The sequence below is a fragment of the Sphingorhabdus sp. EL138 genome, from assembly GCF_900258045.1.
Classification (GTDB): domain Bacteria; phylum Pseudomonadota; class Alphaproteobacteria; order Sphingomonadales; family Sphingomonadaceae; genus Parasphingorhabdus.
This window is the reverse complement of record NZ_OGVD01000004.1, coordinates 41,154-59,211: the sequence shown is the minus strand read 5'-3', so window position 1 is coordinate 59,211 and position 18,058 is coordinate 41,154. Positions and strand designations below refer to the sequence as shown.

18 protein-coding genes are annotated in these 18,058 nt (G+C 53.4%); 5 read left to right on the top strand and 13 right to left on the bottom strand.

The features are described from left to right. Positions 1-4: 4 nt before the first annotated feature. From DK507_RS10215 to coxB, 6 genes are all read right to left on the bottom strand, one after another. On the bottom strand, positions 5-874 hold the full coding sequence (locus DK507_RS10215) for a cytochrome c oxidase subunit 3 (RefSeq protein ID WP_109356318.1): 870 nt from the start codon (positions 872-874) through the stop codon (positions 5-7). A 34-nt stretch (positions 875-908) separates the two neighbouring features. Next, a complete protein-coding gene (locus DK507_RS10210; protein ID WP_254054337.1) occupies positions 909-1,475 on the bottom strand; it encodes a cytochrome c oxidase assembly protein in 567 nt (188 codons plus the stop codon). Positions 1,476-1,495: 20 nt separating this feature from the next. Continuing rightward, positions 1,496-1,660: a hypothetical protein gene (locus tag DK507_RS17860; RefSeq protein ID WP_162558996.1), complete on the bottom strand. Its 165-nt coding sequence runs from the start codon at positions 1,658-1,660 to the stop codon at positions 1,496-1,498. Continuing rightward, a complete protein-coding gene (locus DK507_RS10205; protein WP_109356316.1) occupies positions 1,657-2,562 on the bottom strand; it encodes a heme o synthase in 906 nt (301 codons plus the stop codon). The genes DK507_RS17860 and DK507_RS10205 overlap by 4 nt, the downstream gene beginning before the upstream one ends. Before the next feature lie 90 nt (positions 2,563-2,652). Further along, positions 2,653-4,305, bottom strand: coding sequence for a cytochrome c oxidase subunit I (gene ctaD / locus DK507_RS10200; protein ID WP_109356315.1), 1,653 nt, complete (start codon positions 4,303-4,305; stop codon positions 2,653-2,655). A 14-nt stretch (positions 4,306-4,319) separates the two neighbouring features. Then, positions 4,320-5,411, bottom strand: coding sequence for a cytochrome c oxidase subunit II (coxB, locus tag DK507_RS10195; RefSeq protein WP_254054336.1), 1,092 nt, complete (start codon positions 5,409-5,411; stop codon positions 4,320-4,322). Positions 5,412-5,615: 204 nt separating this feature from the next. On the opposite strand from coxB, the gene pyrE reads away from it, so the two are divergent. From pyrE to lepB, 5 genes are read left to right on the top strand one after another with little or no spacing between them, the layout of a single operon-like run. Beyond that, entirely contained in the window at positions 5,616-6,197 is a 582-nt protein-coding gene (gene pyrE, locus DK507_RS10190; RefSeq protein ID WP_109356314.1) for an orotate phosphoribosyltransferase, read from the top strand. Further along, positions 6,194-6,928 (top strand): pyridoxine 5'-phosphate synthase, encoded by a 735-nt coding sequence (locus tag DK507_RS10185; protein WP_109356313.1) that lies wholly within the window; start codon positions 6,194-6,196, stop codon positions 6,926-6,928. The genes pyrE and DK507_RS10185 overlap by 4 nt, the downstream gene beginning before the upstream one ends. Beyond that, a complete protein-coding gene (locus tag DK507_RS10180) occupies positions 6,925-7,440 on the top strand; it encodes a dihydrofolate reductase family protein (RefSeq protein WP_109356312.1) in 516 nt (171 codons plus the stop codon). The genes DK507_RS10185 and DK507_RS10180 overlap by 4 nt, the downstream gene beginning before the upstream one ends. Beyond that, positions 7,437-7,841 carry a holo-ACP synthase gene (acpS, locus tag DK507_RS10175; RefSeq protein WP_109356311.1) on the top strand — a complete coding sequence of 135 codons (405 nt, stop codon included), beginning with the start codon at positions 7,437-7,439 and terminating at the stop codon, positions 7,839-7,841. Before DK507_RS10180 ends, acpS begins: the two co-directional genes overlap by 4 nt. A gap of 54 nt (positions 7,842-7,895) precedes the next feature. Then, positions 7,896-8,762, top strand: a complete 867-nt coding sequence (gene lepB / locus DK507_RS10170; RefSeq protein WP_109356310.1) for a signal peptidase I — start codon at positions 7,896-7,898, stop codon at positions 8,760-8,762. Between the two features lie 11 nt (positions 8,763-8,773). On the opposite strand, the gene argC is transcribed toward lepB, so the two are convergent. The 7 genes from argC to DK507_RS10135 all read right to left on the bottom strand — a co-directional run bounded on the left by argC (position 8,774) and on the right by DK507_RS10135 (position 18,031). Then, a complete protein-coding gene (gene argC / locus DK507_RS10165) occupies positions 8,774-9,706 on the bottom strand; it encodes an N-acetyl-gamma-glutamyl-phosphate reductase (RefSeq protein WP_109356309.1) in 933 nt (310 codons plus the stop codon). Positions 9,707-9,715: 9 nt separating this feature from the next. Then, positions 9,716-10,654: a C40 family peptidase gene (locus DK507_RS10160; protein ID WP_254054335.1), complete on the bottom strand. Its 939-nt coding sequence runs from the start codon at positions 10,652-10,654 to the stop codon at positions 9,716-9,718. 128 nt (positions 10,655-10,782) lie between these two features. Next, positions 10,783-12,204 carry a M17 family metallopeptidase gene (locus DK507_RS10155; RefSeq protein WP_109356308.1) on the bottom strand — a complete coding sequence of 474 codons (1,422 nt, stop codon included), beginning with the start codon at positions 12,202-12,204 and terminating at the stop codon, positions 10,783-10,785. A 43-nt stretch (positions 12,205-12,247) separates the two neighbouring features. Beyond that, the gene (locus DK507_RS10150) at positions 12,248-13,774 is read right to left on the bottom strand and encodes an NAD(P)/FAD-dependent oxidoreductase (protein ID WP_109356307.1); all 1,527 of its coding nucleotides are present in this window, start codon (positions 13,772-13,774) and stop codon (positions 12,248-12,250) included. 56 nt (positions 13,775-13,830) lie between these two features. Then, complete coding sequence (locus DK507_RS10145; protein ID WP_109356306.1) at positions 13,831-15,369, bottom strand: NAD(P)/FAD-dependent oxidoreductase; 1,539 nt, start codon at positions 15,367-15,369, stop codon at positions 13,831-13,833. Between the two features lie 179 nt (positions 15,370-15,548). Then, complete coding sequence (gene hemN / locus DK507_RS10140) at positions 15,549-16,871, bottom strand: oxygen-independent coproporphyrinogen III oxidase (RefSeq protein WP_109356305.1); 1,323 nt, start codon at positions 16,869-16,871, stop codon at positions 15,549-15,551. A 44-nt stretch (positions 16,872-16,915) separates the two neighbouring features. Then, positions 16,916-18,031, bottom strand: a complete 1,116-nt coding sequence (locus tag DK507_RS10135) for an MBL fold metallo-hydrolase (protein ID WP_162559000.1) — start codon at positions 18,029-18,031, stop codon at positions 16,916-16,918. Positions 18,032-18,058: the final 27 nt, after the last annotated feature.

Genomic DNA, 18,058 nt, shown 5'->3' with positions numbered 1-18,058 from the left:
TGTCCTAGTGAACCGGTGCGCCCCAGCCGCCCCATACATAGACAACAATGAACAGGAACAACCACACGACATCGACAAAATGCCAATACCAGGCAGCAGCCTCGAAACCAAAATGCTGTTTAGGCGTGAAATGGCCTTTGTAAGCCCGTGCCAGACAAACGATCAGGAAGATCGTACCGACAAGCACGTGGAAGCCGTGGAAACCGGTCGCCATGTAGAAAGCGCTGCTATAGTTCACGCCGGCAAACGGGAACGGAGCGATGCTATATTCATAAGCCTGGATGCCACTGAACACCAAGCCCAGTATGATGGTCAGCCACAGCCCGGTAATCAGCCCCTTACGATTGCCATGGATCAAAGAGTGGTGCGCCCATGTCACTGTTGTGCCGGAGCAGAGCAGAATGAGAGTGTTGAGAAGCGGAAGCTCAAAAGCATTCAGAACTTCAATGCCCTTTGGCGGCCATTGCACAAGCGCCGCGGCGCCCTCCTGGCCGATCAGGTTGGTGGCTATACCATCGGCAAAGTCAATTGGCTGCGGGAACAGGGAATAGTCGAACCAAGCCCAGAACCAGCCAACAAAGAACATCACCTCTGAGGCAATGAAAAGGATCATCCCATAACGCAGATGCAATTGCACCACGGGCGTATGATCACCGGCATGTGCCTCTTTGACCACATTCGACCACCATGCATAAAAAGTCAGGGCAACGGTGGCGACGCCAATTGCAAATACCATCGGACCAAATGATCCAAAGACATCCGGATGCAACCACATTACACCGCCAAACGCCATGGTAAGCGCAGAAAAGGCGCCAAAAAAAGGCCAAATGTCTGGCGGCAAAATATGGTAATCGTGGTTTTTGGCTCCAGCCATGGTTTTATTCCCCAGATTTTATTCGTTACTGTTCTTAGCTCTCGCCAGTTGCGGGGTCTACCGCAATGCCGTCTTTCGAGCGATAAAATGTATAGCTTAGTGTGATTTCTTCAATATCCCGCGTTTCCGGATCATCCATAATCGCCGGATCAACATAATAAAGCACAGGCATCCGCATCGTTTGCCCAGGCTCCAGAAGTTGCTCCGTGAAACAGAAACACTGCACTTTGTGAAAATATTTTCCGGCTTGCACCGGTGTCACGTTGAAGGTCGCAGTACCCACAACCGGCTGATCTGATTTATTTGTTGCAATGTAGATCGCCATGTCACGTGCGCCTACACTAACCCGGTCTACCGGGTTTTCCGGTTTAAATGCCCATGGCAAGGCAGAATTGACATTGGAATCGAACCGAACCGACATGACACGCGACGTGGCCTGAACCGTGGCAGCTTGGGCCGCATCCACCCGCTGAGTGGTTCCGCCATATCCTGTGACCCGGCAGAAAATTTCATAGAGCGGTACAGCGGCATAGCCCATACCCAGCATCGCGATACCCATCGCACCCGCCATTGCCGCAATGCGCAGGTTCTTAGTCGACATATCTCTCGTCTGGGCGTGGCTCATGATATCGAACTGTTTATTTTTACGAAGGTGATGAAGTAAAATAACACGACAAGGAAAAAGAGCAAGCCAGCCATAATCGCTGCGCGCTGCTTTTGCTTGGCCTGATAGGCTTTCTGCTCCTCCGGCGTCATTGCTGCATTTTTGCTATCGATCTTGCTCATGCAAATATCATCCTGTCTGCAACCAGCGCGGCGAACAAGGCGAAAAGATAGACGATGGAGAACTTAAACAAATGCTTCTCTGCCTGCATCGCACCGGGGTTCTCTGTTCTGCTGACACCCACGCGGAAGGATAACAGAGTGAAGGCCAGGCTCAGCACAATCGCGGTTACGCCATAAACCGCCCCGGTCATACCCATAGCAAAGGGTGCAACAGCGCAGGCGGTAAGTATCAGGCTGTAACCTGCGATCTGTCTGCGCGTAGATTTTCGACCGGCAACGACCGGCATCATGGGGATACCCGCTTTGGAATAGTCACTGTTCACAAACAGCGCGAGTGCCCAGAAATGCGGGGGCGTCCAAAAGAAAATGATCGCGAACAACAGTACCGGCATCAACGTGACGTCGCCGGTAACGGCCGCCCAACCTATGACAGGTGGGAAAGCGCCTGCCGCACCGCCGATGACAATATTCTGCGGCGTACTGCGCTTTAGCCAAATTGTATAAATCACGGCATAGAAGAAAATAGAGAAGGCCAATATCGCAGCGCTAAGCCAATTGACCGCGACTCCCATCAGCAGAACAGAAAAGACTGATAACCCTACTCCGAAATGCAGTGCGGTTTCGCGGTCCATGCGCCCCGCCGGCAAAGGCCGACCTGCGGTCCGCTTCATCACTGCATCAATATCATGTTCATACCATTGGTTCAGCGCCGCGGATGCTCCTGCACCCAGGCTAATCGCCAATATTGCCGTGAAACCGATAATCGGATGAATGGAACCGGGAGCCGCCATCAACCCGCAGATTGCCGTAAAAATCACCAGCGACATCACGCGCGGCTTGGTCAGCGCAAACAAATCCCGTGCGCTGGCCAGCTTGTAAGGTGATGTAGAAGCGGTTGTCATGTCTTTATCAGTATCTCATGTCGTCACTATCGCTATCGTGCCGGCAGCCTTTCAGCCACCGGCAGGATAGATGCAATCAGCAATCCCCGATTACTTAATCTGGGGAAGCGTCTCAAACTGGTGGAACGGCGGCGGGCTGGACAATGTCCATTCCAGCGTCGTTGCACCTTCACCCCAGTAATTCGCCTCAGCCTTACGACCGGCAACCAGAGCCCAGGCGATATTGACAAAGAAAATCAATACGCCAACGGCCATGACCACATATCCAAGGGACGCAATCTCGTTCCAATAGGCAAACTGCTCCGGATAGTCCGGATAGCGTCGCGGCATGCTCTGGTTACCCAGGAAGTGCATGGGGAAGAACAGGATGTTCACGCCGATGAAGAAGGTCCAGAAATGCAATTGACCGAGCAGCTCGCTATAATGGCGACCCGACATTTTCGGGAACCAGTAATAGAAGCCGGCAAAGATCGAGAAGACGGCACCCAGCGACAACACATAGTGGAAGTGAGCAACCACATAATAGGTATCATGCAAGTTGTCATCGATACCGCCATTGGCCAGCACAACACCGGTCACACCACCAACGGTGAACATGAAGATGAAGCCCAGCGCCCAGACCATAGGGGTTTTGAAGGTCATTGACCCGCCCCACATGGTTGCAATCCAGGAGAAAATCTTGATGCCGGTCGGCACCGCGATCACCATGGTTGCTGCGGTAAAGTACATTTTTACGTTAACCGACATGCCCGTGGTGAACATGTGGTGCGCCCAAACAACAAACCCGACGACGCCAATCGCGACCATGGCATAGGCCATGCCGAGATAGCCAAAGATAGGCTTGCGCGAGAAGGTCGAGATAATGTGGCTGATCATGCCGAAACCGGGCAGGATCATGATGTAAACTTCAGGATGCCCGAAGAACCAGAACAGATGCTGGTAAAGCACCGGATCACCACCGCCCGCGGCATCAAAGAAGGTTGTGCCAAAGTTACGATCTGTCAGCAGCATCGTAATAGCGGCAGCGAGCACAGGCAGCGCCAGAAGCAGCAAGAAAGCCGTCACCAGAACCGACCATACAAATAGCGGCATTTTGTGCAGTGTCATGCCCGGCGCCCGCATATTCAAAATGGTCGTGATAAAGTTGATCGCGCCCAAGATGGAGCTCGCACCTGCAAGGTGAAGCGACAATATTGCCATATCCACGGCAGGACCTACCGATCCGGTAGTGGCGAGCGGCGCATAAACTGTCCAGCCAGTACCGGCACCATTACCGGTTCCGCCAGGAACAAAAGCCGATCCCAAAAGAAGCAGGAATGCGGGAACAAGTAGCCAGAAGCTAATATTGTTCATCCGCGGAAACGCCATATCCGGCGCGCCGATCATCAAAGGAACGAACCAGTTGCCGAAGCCGCCAATCATTGCCGGCATAACCATGAAAAAGACCATGATCAGACCATGTGCAGTGATAAGCACATTCCAGAGATGAAGCGCTTCATCCATGGATGCACCTGCACCAACCCAGCCTGTCAGATATTGAATGCCTGGCTCAGCCAGTTCCATCCGCATCATCCCGGAAATCGCGCCACCGATAATTCCCGCGATAATGGCGAAAATCAGGTAAAGCGTACCGATGTCTTTGTGGTTGGTCGACATGAACCAACGTTGAAAAAAGGCTGGCTTGTGGTCCGCATCATGTGCGTGATCATCCAAAATCTGGCCGTCTGCTGCAATAGTTGTCATCGCTTGCGTATCCCTTAATTCGCAGCGGCGGCTGCATCCGCAGGCGCGCCTTCTGTTGTCGTGTCATCAGATGCGGTTTCCTCAGCCGCGCCATCTTCACTCTCGTCGGCGGCGACTTCGTCCCCTTTTACAGTTCCACCATTTGCGCGCACCCAGTCGTTAAACTTGTCTTCCGGCAAAACCTCGACAGCGATTGGCATGAAGCCATGCCGCGCGCCGCAAAGCTCAGAACATTGCCCGTAATAAACGCCAACTTCATCGATTTGCAGAACTTTTTCGTTAATCCGTCCCGGAACGGCATCCAGTTTGAACCATGCCGCTGGTATCGCGAAGCTGTGGATAACGTCTGCACCGGTAATCAGCATTTTCACAGGCTTTCCAACCGGAATAACCATCCGGTTATCGACTGCTAGCTGGAATGGCTCGCCACTCTCGTTTGCTTCCTCTTCGGTCAGCATGTTGGAAATAATTTCGAAGTCACCGTTGTCAGGGTAATTGTAACCCCAATACCATTGATAACCCGTCACTTTCACGGTCAAAGCGTCTTCCGGTGCAGGTTCAAATTGCTGAGCCAGCAGGCTGATGGAAGGAACAGCGATAACCAGAAGAATCAAGACTGGAACAACCGTCCAGACAACTTCGATAAAGGTATTATGCGTTGTTTTCGAAGGTTCCGGATTGGCTCCGCGACGAAAACGGATCATGACCCAAAACAGCAATGCGAGCACGAACAGACAGATAACGGTCATGATTGGCAATAATATGGAGTTGTTTATCCATTTGGCTTGCTTGCCAGTTTCACTGACCTGTGGCTGAAAATCGAGACCGCCATCGACCGGCATACCCACGCCTTCGGTAGGTTTCATCGGCGTGTAAAGAGCAGGATCAAGTCCTGAAGCTGGCGCCGCTTCGGCTGCCGGGGCCCCTGCATCAACACTTGCCTCAGCAGGTGCCGCCTCGGCTCCTGGAGCCGCCGGCAAGGCATCTTGCGCGGTTGCAACCGCGGGCGTGAGAATCAGGCCCAATGCCAGAATCCATGCTTTCACATAATGAGTCATTACTTGCTCAACCTTATTTTTACCCCAATTTTCGGGCGTTTTCAGCATATGGGCTCACCAGATATTCTGGTAAATATGCCCATCTGGGCAATCGGCCATTGAACCTGAAACATCCCGTTTGACGCGGCTTATAAGCAGGGTTGTCGCAAGCCTCAAGCTACTCTACGCATATTTTTTCAGTTTTTGGCCTTTCATTAGAACCAAGATGAAGCCATTTCTGAAATACAACAGCAAACAGGGCAGAATAAAATCGTGACTGAAACCGAAATATTGGATGAATTCCGCGCCAGTGATGCGCTTTTGGAAGGGCACTTCATATTGTCATCCGGTCGGCACAGCGCCCAATATCTGCAATGTGCCCGGGTACTGATGGACCCTGCCCGAGGCGCGAGATTGGCCGAAGCACTGGTTGGCCAGATGCCAGCTGATATTCGATCCGCTATCGATATTGTGGTCTCACCGGCAATGGGCGGCGTCATAGTCGGTCATGAAATGGGCAGAGCGCTCAGCAAAGAGGCGATCTTTCTGGAACGCCCCGAAGGCACATTTGAACTGCGCCGGGGCTTCCGCCTGGAGCCTGGTCAAAAGGTTTTGATGATGGAAGATGTTGTAACCACCGGCCTTTCGTCGCGGGAGGCGATCAAGGCTATTGGCGACGCTGGCGGCGACGTTATTGCAGCAGGAGCATTGGTCGACCGCTCAAACGGCGCAGCCAGTTTTGATGTTCCATTCTTTCCGCTGATCGCTCTTGAAGTACCATCCTACGCGGATGATGAAGTACCGGCAGAACTCGCTGCCATCCCGACCACCAAACCGGGTAGCCGCAAAGCATGAACGCAACGTCGAAATTGAGACTGGGCGTCAATATTGACCATGTTGCCACCATTCGCAATGCGCGTGGAGGTGACCATCCTGAACCCATTCGAGCTGCGGCAATAGCAGCGGAGGCTGGCGCTGATGGTATTACTGCGCACTTGCGGGAGGATCGGCGGCACATCCGTGATGACGACTTGTTGGCGTTGATGGAGACGCTCTCCATTCCATTAAACCTTGAGATGGCGGCAACCGACGAAATGCTGGAGATCGCGCTGCGGCACAAGCCACATGCCGCCTGCATCGTTCCCGAAAAACGGGAAGAACGCACGACTGAGGGCGGCCTGGATGCAGCCAGCCAGCACAACCGGCTATCAGATTTTGTCGGACAACTGCGGGAAGCCAATATCCGGGTCAGCCTGTTTATCGAACCCGACCCACGCCAGATCGAAGCCGCCATTCATCTCGGTGCGCCAGTGGTCGAATTTCACACCGGTCATTATGCGCATGTCAGCGGCGCGGATCGGGAAAAGGAATTGCGGCGGATTAGTGATGCCGCCGCACTGGCCGCAAAAAATGGTATCGAGCCTCATGCCGGCCACGGCCTGACCTTTGATAATGTCGTACCGATCGCCGCGATCCCGCAGCTGGTCGAGCTCAACATCGGCCATTTCCTGATCGGCGAGGCGATTTTCGGTGGATTGGCGGGAAGCATAAAGCAAATGCGCGCGTTGATGGGTGATGCACGGTGATCAGAGGTTTTATCGCCGCCAGCGCCGATGGTTTCGTCGCAGACAATGAAGGCGGTGTCAGTTGGCTCGAACCATTTAACGACGTCGACTATGGGTACGACCTTTTCTTATCCGAAATTGAAGCTGTCGTGCTTGGCCGCGTTACATATGAGCAGATCTTGTCGTTCGAATCAGGATGGCCCTATCCAGGGAAACGGGGGTTCATCGTGACATCGTCAGCATTGGATATTCCCTTTGCCGACGTCCACACCTGGCACAGCGGCGTTCCTGCACTGGCCAAAGAATTGAAACAAAAGGGCCTGAACAGCTGGGTCGTAGGCGGCCCAAAATTGCAAACCGCCTTTATAGAGAATGATCTGCTTGATCGCCTCGAACTTTTTGTTGTCCCTATTCTTTTGGGTGATGGCATCCCCTTATACCGAAGCACAAAAGCTATGCGCCATTTGCGACTGAGCGAAACGCAAGTCTATGGCAAAGGACTGGTTAAACTAGATTACAGGATAGCCTTATGATTATTGGCCTTGGATCAGACCTTTGTAACATAGAGCGCATTCAAAATTCGCTGGACCGGTTTGGTGAGCGCTTTGAGAATCGCGTATTCACTGAAGTTGAGCGAGTCAAAGCCGCACGCCGGCCTTATACCAGGGCCGGAACCTACGCGAAGCGCTTCGCTGCCAAGGAAGCCTATTCCAAGGCTGTGGGAACCGGTTTCAAGGCAGGCGTCTATATGAAAGATATCGGCGTCATCAACGCCAGAAGCGGGGCACCGACATTGGCGCTTGCCGGGGGTGCGAAAAAACGGCTCGACGCTTTGACTCCAGCCGGATATGATGCGGTCGTTCATCTCACACTCACTGACGATCATCCATGGGCGCAAGCGTTCGTCATTATCGAAGCGATGCCTTCGCGTTAGACGGTGAGCCGGTTGGATATGGGTCGGCATGGCAATAGAAGAAGAAAACAGGATATGGCTTTAGAAAAGGCGGATGAACCGACAATCAAGGCGGATAATTCCAAAAAAGAGAAAACTGACTGGATCGGTGAAGCCAAAAGCATCGGCCTTTTGCTGCTCGCGGTTCTGGCCTTTCATAGTCTGGTAGCAAAGCCCTTTTACATTCCGTCCGTGTCCATGATGCCCGGCCTATTGGTTGGGGATCGCCTGATTGTCAGCAAATATGCCTATGGCTGGTCATGGGTGTCACCGACATTCCATATATTGCCGCGCATGGAAGGCAGACTTTTCGGATCGGTGCCGGAACGCGGTGACATCGTAATCCTCACCCCAAAAGATCAGAGCAGCGACTATATCAAACGGGTTATCGGCCTTCCTGGCGACATGCTGGAGATGCGCGGCGGCCAGGTTTTCCTGAACGGAGTTGCGGTCAAACAAGAAGTTCAGCCAGATCTGAACCTGCCAATTGATGCCAATTCCCCCTGCGGTTCCGAATTTCCCGGCCTGCGCAATACAGACGCCACCGGTAACAGTGTCTGCACGCTCCCGATCCTTCGCGAAACGCTGCCTAACGGCGTAAGCTATGATATTATCGATCTGGGGCCGCAGCTCACTGACGATATTGCGCCCGTCATCATCCCCGAAGGCCATTTTTACCTGATGGGTGACAACCGGGATCTATCCGCCGATAGCCGGGTAGCGAGCCCGCTTGGCCTTGACGGCACAATTCCCTGGGAGAATATCGGCGGTCGCGCCGAGTTTATCACGTTCTCGTTAGATGGTACGACCAGTCTCAACCCTCTGAGCTGGTTTTCGTCTTTTCGCAGCGGCCGGGCGGGAACCAGCTTACGGCCTGACCGTGATGAAAGTACTGCTGAATAAGGCTGTCAGTTTTACAGCCGCAGCCCCAGAGTTTCATCCAGACCGGCCATGATGTTCAGGTCCTGAACGGTGCTACCGGCTGCGCCTTTGCCAAGATTGTCGAGCTTTGCCACCAAACGGACATGATCGCCGCTATCATCTGCAAAAACACTAAGTTCGAGCCGATCCGTCGCAGGATCATTCTCGTTCAGCAATAGTTCGCCAGTGCCGCTGCCATCATGCACGCTGACAATTGCTGAGCCATCATAGTGATTTTTCAACGCTTCCAGCAGATCATCCGACTTCGCACCGCCGCCAATAGCGGGCAGGTTTAGCGGAACTTCAACAATCATACCGCGATAGGCCCGCACCACGGCCGGTGCAAAGATCACGTCATGAGTGAGACCGGCATGGCGTTTCATCTCTGGCATATGCTTGTGCTCCAGGGTCAGGCCATAGCTGCGAAAACCAATTTCCGGCTCTTGCGCGAACCGCTCGATCAGCGCCTTGCCGCCGCCCGAATAGCCGGACACGGCATTAACGGAATAGGGCCAGTCCACTGGTAACAGGCCGCGAGCAACAAGCGGCGCGACAACACCAAGGAAACCGGTAGGGTAGCAGCCGGGATTTGAGACGAACCGCGCGTTCGCGATCCGCTCACGCTGTCCATCCTGAAACTCCGCAAATCCATAGACCCAATCGGCTGCCGTACGATGGGCTGACGAAGCGTCTATGATCCGCGTACGGTCATTGTCGATCAGTGATACAGCTTCCTTGGCAGCCTCATCAGGCAGGCACAGGATTACAAAATCACTATTGTTAATGGCTTCACGCCGGGCGTCCGTGTCTTTGCGCCGATCCTCTGGCAGCCGCACAAGATCAAATTCCTGCCGTGACCCCAGCCGGTCGGCAATTTCAAGGCCGGTGGTTCCGGCCGCACCATCGATGAAAACACTGTGTGTCATGGCCGCTGATCACCCAAGCCGCTTGCGCGCCAGAACCGGCTGCTCAACATCGTCACCAAAACGCGCAACCACATCATTTAAAGGCTCTTCAGCAACCTGCATCCAGTGGATATTCGCATGAATGATCCGGTCACTATCAGCCATTATTCCGACATGATCAGGAAAAAATACAATGTCCCCGCGCTTTAACTCTTCATCTCCCGGAATTTCCGATCCGATGGCCAGCAGCTGCTGGTCCGCATCTCTCGGTGCCGATTGTCCCGTTAACCCCAGCACCATCTGGATCAGACCTGAACAATCAAGACCGTCACCGCTGCGACCACCCCATAAATATGGCGCGCCAATTAGCTGTTCCGCAAATCGTGCCGTGCTGTTCATACCGTCGAAAACCTGTTTGGCTCCGATCTCCTGAACATGGCGAACATGGACATAGCCTTTGCCAGTTTTCAGAAACTTGCCGCACTCACTTGGTTCTCCGCAGGCGAGTTTGGCCCCCATTGGCAGGCGCTTGATAACTCCCGCTTTGACATCGGGATCGATAAATATCAGCGCCGCCCGGGCTGAAATCAAATGAGTCGGCTCTGCGGTCTTGCGCTGATGCTGCAAAGCATGAACCGGTAAATAACCGACATAGCCATCATGATCACAAAAGCCCCAGGCCCAATCGCCGACCACATCCAACAGTTGAAAACCTTCACCATGCAGCAGCTCAGAAACGGCTTCATGACTTTTGTTGCCCTGTTTGCGGATCATCGCCTTGGGCGCAGCGCAGCGCATCGGTATGGCCTCTGCATAATGCGGCGCAAATAATTTGCCTGCCAGAGCGATATCCGCCAGATCCCCGCGATGCGCGGTAATCCGCGGATCGAAATCTTCTTCGGGACCGTGCAGCGAAAATTTCGCGCGCGCCGTCATGTCTCCGGCTTTCATGTCCCCGACAATATTCATTTTTATTCAATACCCCATTTACGGCTTTTGCCGCAACTACGCGACGCCCACAGTTTGTGACAAAGCTGTGACAATAGGCCGCCCTTAACCGAGAAACGGCCCGTTGATCAAGCGGCGATGCACCGTGGTTATTTAGCGTAACGTGCTTTCAGGTAGTTCCAGCTCGCCCGCAGACCCAATGCCTCTCCGCCTTTGGGTCGGCCCGCTTTACTCGAAGGTCGCCATGCATAGGTATCAAAATGAGCCCAAGAAATATCGCTCGGAACGAATTTTTTCAGGAACAGCGCAGCCGTAATGCAGCCCGCAAAAGACCCCGTGGCTACATTGTTCGTGTCGGCAATAGGGCTTTTGAGACGATATTCATAACGGGACCAAAGAGGCATGCGCCATAGCGGATCATCTTCCTGATCACCACTGTCGAGCAGGCCAGCGGCCATTTCGTCATCATTACAGAACAAAGCTGGTAAATCGGGACCCAAAGCGACGCGCGCTGCGCCAGTGAGTGTCGCAAAATCAATGATAAGCTCGGGCTCTTCTTCCCCTGCCAGCGTCAACGCATCACCCAATACCAGGCGCCCTTCGGCATCGGTATTACCAATTTCTACCGTTATTCCCTTGCGACTATGGAGCACATCGCCGGGACGTAACGCATGACCATCGACCGAATTTTCCACCGCCGGTACCAGCAGGTGAAGCTGTACCGGCAATTTTGCTTCCATGATCAGCTTTGCCAAAGCAATGGCATGAGCCGCACCGCCCATGTCTTTTTTCATGATGAGCATACCGGCAGGCGACTTCATTGACAGCCCTCCGCTGTCAAAGGTTACGCCCTTGCCGACTATGGCGATCTTGGGTGCATCCGCCTTACCCCATTTCAGTTCAATCAGGCGCGGGGCATGATCCCGCATGGCCGCCTTGCCAACGCCGTGGATCATCGGAAAGTCCTTTTCCAGTGTATCTCCGCGGGTGACTTTCAATTCTGCGCCATGCGCTTCGCTCAATTTTTCAACAATGTCCTCAAGCTTGTTTGGCCCCATGTCAGCTGCTGGTGTATTGACCATATCGCGGACCAGAGCCGTGGCCGCCGCTTGACGGACTGCTTCGTCGACTTGCGCAATTTCGTCCTTGACCAGCAAGACACTGGGCCCCTGACGATCCGGTAGCTCTTTATACTCGTCAAATTCATGCTGCGGGATCAGCCAACCGAACAAAGCGTCTTTGGCGCTGGCACCGGCCAGCCGATATTTGCCCTCCGGCAACCTGCCACCAAGTTTGGCAAGCGCCCATGGGCCCAGCTTTTTGCGATTGCGGACGCCGGCCACGACGGTGAAATCACCTTGTTCGGATTTGTCGTCTTTGTCCGTTGCCCCGGTAATCGGAAGGATTAGGTAGGACTTCGGATTGGCAGTGAATTTATAGGCCTTCACTATGCTGCGAATACTATCCGGTTGGTCTTTGAGCCAGTCTTCAAAAACATGCTTATCCAGTATCTGGATGGTTCTGGCGGCTTGGCCTTTGTCGGCCTCTATCAATGTCTTAAAGTCAGTCATCGCGTCCCTATAGACGCACAATTGTCGGAACGCGAGTGCCTAATCAGGCGGCGACGGGTTGCGTGTTCAAAGGCTCTGCCGATTCAGCTCCGCTGGTTGCTCCCAACGACATGCTTCCGGCTTTGGCAAAAACCATCACGCCGTCATCAACGGTCTTGTAACGCAGATTGACAATATCCTTCGCGTAATTCTGGTTCAGTCGCCAAGGCTTCTTCTGACCCTGCTTTGGCAAGTCAGCGGCAGCGCGTTCGATATAGCCGGATGAGAAATCGACAATTGTTTCCGGGATCAGTTTTTCTCCGTCAGCCGGATGGGGATAGGCTATCTGCGCGCCCTTGCGGTCCATGGTGTTTATCACCCGGCAAATATATTCGCTGGTCAGATCTGCCTTCAATGTCCAGCTGGCATTGGTGTAGCCAAAGGTCATCCCGAGATTCGGTACATCGGAGAACATCACGCCTTTATAATTGAAACGAGAACCAAAATGGACCGGCTCGCCATCAATCTCAAACTGGGCATGACCGCCGGAAACCAGCTTTAGGCCAGTAGCTGTGACGATGATATCCGCTTCCAGTTTCTCTCCTGATTTCAGCAATATGCCGTCTTCGACAAAACGCTCGATATGATCAGTGACAACAGACGCCTTCCCTGACTTGAGCGATTGAAAAAGGTCACTATCCGGCACCAGACAGAGCCGCTGATCCCAGGGATTGTAGGTTGGCGTAAAGTGCTTCATGTCCACGCCCTGCCCCATTTCCTCACGGACCATTTCAAGCAGTTTCTTTTTAAAGCCAGCTGGCTGACGCCGGGCGAGATTGAAAGTAAAAAGCTGATAGAGAACGTTGCGCCAGCGGGTGATGCCATAAGCCAGTTTATTCGGCAGGAATTTGCGAAGTGCGAGCGCGAATTTATCCTCTGCGGGGCGGGATACAATATAGGTCGGGGAACGCTGCAGCATGGTAACATGCCCCGCGGTTTCCGCCATCGATGGCACCAGCGTAACCGCTGTCGCGCCGCTGCCGATCACCACAACTTTCTTGCCCGTATAGTCCAGATCTTCTGGCCATTCCTGAGGATGGACAATCGGTCCTGCAAAATTATCAGACCCTTTGAAATCCGGCTTATGCCCGCCTTCATAGCTATAATAGCCGGAGCACATGAAAAGGAAGTTGCACTCTATCTGACTCGTCGAGCCATCGCCATGCGTCAGACTGACGGTCCATCTTGCCGTTTCACTTGACCAGCTGGCATTGGTGACCTTGCGCTCATAGCGAATATGCTTTTCGAGACCATGTTCAGCCACCGTCTCGTGCAGATAATCAAGAATAGTCGGCGCATCGGCAATCGCCTTGCGGGCTGTCCACGGTTTGAAATTATAGCCCAAAGTGTACATGTCGCTGTCTGAGCGAATACCAGGATAGCGGAACAAATCCCATGTGCCGCCCAGACGCTCTCGCCCTTCGACAATGGCGAAACTCTTGCCAGGGCATCTTTTGGTCAGGTGGACAGCAGCGCCGATACCGGACAGGCCCGCACCAACAATCAGAACATCGAGAAATTCATTTTCCATATGACCTATTTACTGACATTAATGTTAATTACAAGGCCTGGATATGGAAACTGCATTTACTCCGCCGCTTCGAGCGCAGGTTCAGAATCCTCAACTGTCTGGCTGTTCGGCCCGTAGAACTGGATGACACCATCATCCACAGCTTCGTTGAGCAAAACCTTCTTATCAAACAAATAATCCTGATTGAGCTTCCACGGCATTTTCGTGCTGTTGCGCGGCAGTTCATTGATGGAGCGCTTTATATAGCCGGAAGAAAAGTCAAACAGCTCTTCCTCTTCAACCGTTTCTGACAGTACCGGATTTGCAATCCGCGTACTTGTTGCGTCCATATGGTTGAGCAGGCGGCAGGTATATTCCGAGACAATATCGGCCTTCAATGTCCACGATGCGTTCAGATAGCCAAAGACAATGGCCATGTTGGGAATGTCAGAGAACATGCAGCCTTTATAATAGAAATGATCGTGAAAGTTGATCGGCTTGCCATCCACCTCAAACGCAACCTTACCGGCGACGGCCAGCTTCAAACCGGTGGCCGTAACAATCACATCCGCATCCAGTGTTTCACCAGATTTCAGCTTGATACCGTCAGCGGTGACCGTTTGGATATGCCCCGTCTTGACGTCTGCTGCGCCGGAACTGATCGCCTTGAACATATCGCTATCGGGAACGAGGCACAGGCGCTGCTCCCAGGGACCATAAGGCGGCGTGTAATCTTCCTTGTTATATTTATCGCCCAGTTCTTTCTTGAGCGGCTTTTCAAGCTTCTTGATGATTTTCTGAGGCTTTTTCCGGGCCATGTTAAAGGTCAGGTCCTGCATCCACACGTTTTTCTTGCGGATGATATTATACGCCCATTGGTCGGGCATTATCTTGCGCAGGAAATTGGCGAGATGATCTTTGGCATTCCGGGCAAAATACCATGTTGGTGTCCGTTGGAGCATCGTCACGTGAGCCGCTTTTTCAGCCATGACCGGAACAATGGTCACTGCCGTCGCACCACTGCCAATGATAACCACCTTTTTGCCGCTATAATCAAAATCCTTGGGCCAGAATTGCGGGTGAACAACGTCGCCCTTGAAATTGTCCATGCCGGTGATCTGTGCATCATAGCCCTGATCATAATCATAATAGCCGGAACCCATGTAAAGGAAATTGGCATGCATAACCGCGTGACTACCGTCCGATTTTTCAGCGGTTACTGTCCAGCGCGCATCTTCACTCGACCAACTGGCAGACAGGACCTTGTGACCAAAATGGATATGCTTTTCCAGATCATGCTTGGCCTTGATCCGGTGAAGATAGTTCATGATCGAGGGGCCATCGGCAATGGCTTTCTGCTCGGTCCAAGGTTCAAAATTGAAACCCAACGTGTGCATGTCGCTATCCGAGCGAATGCCGGGATACTGGAACAGGTTCCATGTTCCGCCGATTTCGTCCCGGCGCTCAACCAAAGCGAAGCTCTTGCCCGGACATTTGTCACGCAGGTGCACGGCCATGCCGATACCCGAAATGCCTGCCCCGACGATCAGGACGTCCACTGATTCTACAGGTGCTTCTGAAGCGCCGCCGCTTTTTTCCAACGTTTGCGTAGCCATTTGCCGTCTCTCCCAGCTTTGCCTCACTATGCCATTCCCGAGACAAGGTTGCAAATAACAATTTAATCAGCTGATTAACGCTTGCCTTCCCGGACTTTTCTTCAAAAAATCACTGTTTTTCCCCTCTGGAACATCGCCAGCCTGGAGAAGCTCAGTTAATGTCTCCTGACGTCGGGTACTCATACTGCTTGACTGAATGTACCGTTAGTCTGGCCACGAAACTCATCAAAAACAGCGGCAATGGTTCTTGCATAAGGCTTTGCCGACGGATCGAGTATCAACTCTCCACCAGCAATTTCGACAAGCCCGCGATTTATAAAAGGCGCCAGCAAAGCAGCGTGGCTCTGTGCATCGCCAAGCGGCGCAAGGTCCGCTTTGCCGTTGGCGAGTATTTGCTCGATTATCACTCCATGGATTTGGTTATCAGGGCTTCGCTTGATCCCAGCAGCCGCTGGTAACTGGCCATCAGCCAGTAATTTGCGATAGCGCCCCGTATTTTTGTGGTTCTGGATGATGCGATCCGGAAATTGACTGATCGCCGAGGCACCAAATCCGATCAAGATGTCGCTCTGATCATCGGTGAAGCCCTGAAAATTTCGCCGAACCGTCCCGCCAATCCCTGCATGGCCCAAAGGGTCGCCCGGAAGCGCAAAATGATCGAAACCGATCGACTCATATCCCGCCTTGGTCAGAAAATCATAACCGAAAGCGGCCATGTCAAAACGCTGCCTGCCATCCGGCAAATATGTGTCATCAATCCGGCGTTGACGCGGGATCAGCTTGGGTATGTGGGCATATCCAAACAAGGCTATCCGTTCAGGCAACAGGCGAACGGCCTCCCGTAAAGTCTCTTCCAGTATATCCTGTGTTTGCCCGGGCAGACCGTACATCAAATCGAAATTCAGCGACGAAACCCCTGCGGCGCGAAGATCTGCGACCATATCCGTGACCATTTCCAGCGGCTGCACACGGCCAATGGCGGCCTGCACGACAGGGTCAAAGCTCTGCACTCCCAGACTAATATTGTGGACGCCGGTCGCAGCGATCAAATCGCGCCATTCTGACGTAAAACCTCTTGGATCCAGTTCGATCGACAATATGGGCTGGTCACAACTGAAAGCTTTAGACAAGTGGTCCAGCAGATCAGAGAAATCATCAGCACATAAAGCATTGGGACTACCGCCGCCAAAGGCGATACGTTTCACGCGGCCACGTTTGCCGAGTTTACGCGACACCAGGTCAATCTCGGCAAATAATGCGTCCATATAGGCCGCCAAACGCTGCGTACGGTTCGCTTTTCCCGTATTGCAACCGCAGTACCAGCATATCTGTTCGCAATAGGGAATATGCACATATAGCGAGATATCGCCACATAGCCGGACGTCCGCCAAGGCCTGTTCCAGATCATCCGCGCCAATTTCATCATGAAAGTCGGCGGCGGTCGGATAGCTCGTATAGCGCGGGACCGGGCGTTCGAGCAGTTCGGGGTAATATTTCCACATAAGTCTGACTTATGCGTGCAAAAACCAGCTGTCTTTGCGCTAGATCAAACCGCGCTGTACCAGGCGACTCCGTCTTTCATATCGTGCGTTGCCCTGCCGGTATATTCCAGATGGCGAAGCGTCGCCATCGCCTCGCCTGTCGCCATACCGATCACATCATTGCCGATCGGGCGGGAAAATAGCAGCGGAAAACTATCCACCACGCGCATCGGTTCCCGGGCCAATGCATTGGCAAGGTCATCCAGCGCCTCATTATGCCGCAACGCCAGCGTGTCGAGCCGCTGATGCGCGCCTTTGAACGGACGGCCATGCGCAGGCAGGACCAGAAGATCGGGATCAATTTCCGCACGGAACCGGGCGATGCTGTCCAGCCACTCGCCGAGGGGATCGGCCGTCGGTTCGCTGAGCATTACCGAGATGTTGGATGTAATTCGCGGCAATATCTGGTCACCGGAAATCATAACGTGACTGGCATCATCGATCAGGCAGGCATGTTCCGGTGTATGGCCGCGCCCGATCATTACCCGCCAGTCATTGGCACCGATAGTCAGGCTATCCCCTTCATCCATGCGGATATGTCCGGTCGGCAGACGCGAAACGGCCCGGGCAAATCGCCCCCACCCGCCTTCGCATTTCTCCTTGATGAGCGCTTCGTCCCATCCGGCAAAGCGCCATTCATCAATTGCTTCTTGCGGTACATCCTCGCTGACATCAGCGGTCAGCATCCGCGCTAACAGCCATTCGGTACGGTTCATATGTACGGGAGCCTTGAACCGGTTGGCGAGCCAGCCCGCACAGCCGACATGGTCCGGGTGAAAATGGGTGACAACAATCTTGGTGGCCGTCTTGCCATTGAGGCCGGTTTTAAAAAGCGTTTTCCAGGCTTCGATGACTGCGGGCATGAACAGACCGGTATCGACAATTGCAAAGCCCGGACTTCCATCCGGGTGCACGTCATCCAGCACCCAATTGTTTATATGCCCAAGCGGCCCGGGAACCGGCGTGCGGGTCCAGCCGATGCCAGGCATCAATTCAAAATATTCGCCATATTTCGGTTCGAACGCGCCTAGCGGATAGGTGAGCCCCTCCGCTTCTATAGGTTCAAAGCCATGATCGGCCAGCGTTGCATCATAAGCGGGAGATTTTGTGGGGACATCCATGACAAGATCATAGACCGGCCGAGCGCA

What these genes read in the sequence shown, in the direction of transcription:
- DK507_RS10215 (WP_109356318.1), bottom strand. Translation starts at nt 874, where the DNA reads ATGGCTGGAGCCAAAAACCACGATTACCATATTTTGCCGCCAGACATT.
- DK507_RS10210 (WP_254054337.1), bottom strand. Translation starts at nt 1,475, where the DNA reads ATGTCGACTAAGAACCTGCGCATTGCGGCAATGGCGGGTGCGATGGGT.
- DK507_RS17860 (WP_162558996.1), bottom strand. Translation starts at nt 1,660, where the DNA reads ATGAGCAAGATCGATAGCAAAAATGCAGCAATGACGCCGGAGGAGCAG.
- DK507_RS10205 (WP_109356316.1), bottom strand. Translation starts at nt 2,562, where the DNA reads ATGACAACCGCTTCTACATCACCTTACAAGCTGGCCAGCGCACGGGAT.
- ctaD (WP_109356315.1), bottom strand. Translation starts at nt 4,305, where the DNA reads ATGACAACTATTGCAGCAGACGGCCAGATTTTGGATGATCACGCACAT.
- coxB (WP_254054336.1), bottom strand. Translation starts at nt 5,411, where the DNA reads ATGCTGAAAACGCCCGAAAATTGGGGTAAAAATAAGGTTGAGCAAGTA.
- DK507_RS10185 (WP_109356313.1), top strand. Translation starts at nt 6,194, where the DNA reads ATGAACGCAACGTCGAAATTGAGACTGGGCGTCAATATTGACCATGTT.
- acpS (WP_109356311.1), top strand. Translation starts at nt 7,437, where the DNA reads ATGATTATTGGCCTTGGATCAGACCTTTGTAACATAGAGCGCATTCAA.
- lepB (WP_109356310.1), top strand. Translation starts at nt 7,896, where the DNA reads ATGGCTTTAGAAAAGGCGGATGAACCGACAATCAAGGCGGATAATTCC.
- argC (WP_109356309.1), bottom strand. Translation starts at nt 9,706, where the DNA reads ATGACACACAGTGTTTTCATCGATGGTGCGGCCGGAACCACCGGCCTT.
- DK507_RS10160 (WP_254054335.1), bottom strand. Translation starts at nt 10,654, where the DNA reads ATGAATATTGTCGGGGACATGAAAGCCGGAGACATGACGGCGCGCGCG.
- DK507_RS10155 (WP_109356308.1), bottom strand. Translation starts at nt 12,204, where the DNA reads ATGACTGACTTTAAGACATTGATAGAGGCCGACAAAGGCCAAGCCGCC.
- DK507_RS10150 (WP_109356307.1), bottom strand. Translation starts at nt 13,774, where the DNA reads ATGGAAAATGAATTTCTCGATGTTCTGATTGTTGGTGCGGGCCTGTCC.
- DK507_RS10145 (WP_109356306.1), bottom strand. Translation starts at nt 15,369, where the DNA reads ATGGCTACGCAAACGTTGGAAAAAAGCGGCGGCGCTTCAGAAGCACCT.
- hemN (WP_109356305.1), bottom strand. Translation starts at nt 16,871, where the DNA reads ATGTGGAAATATTACCCCGAACTGCTCGAACGCCCGGTCCCGCGCTAT.
- DK507_RS10135 (WP_162559000.1), bottom strand. Translation starts at nt 18,031, where the DNA reads ATGGATGTCCCCACAAAATCTCCCGCTTATGATGCAACGCTGGCCGAT.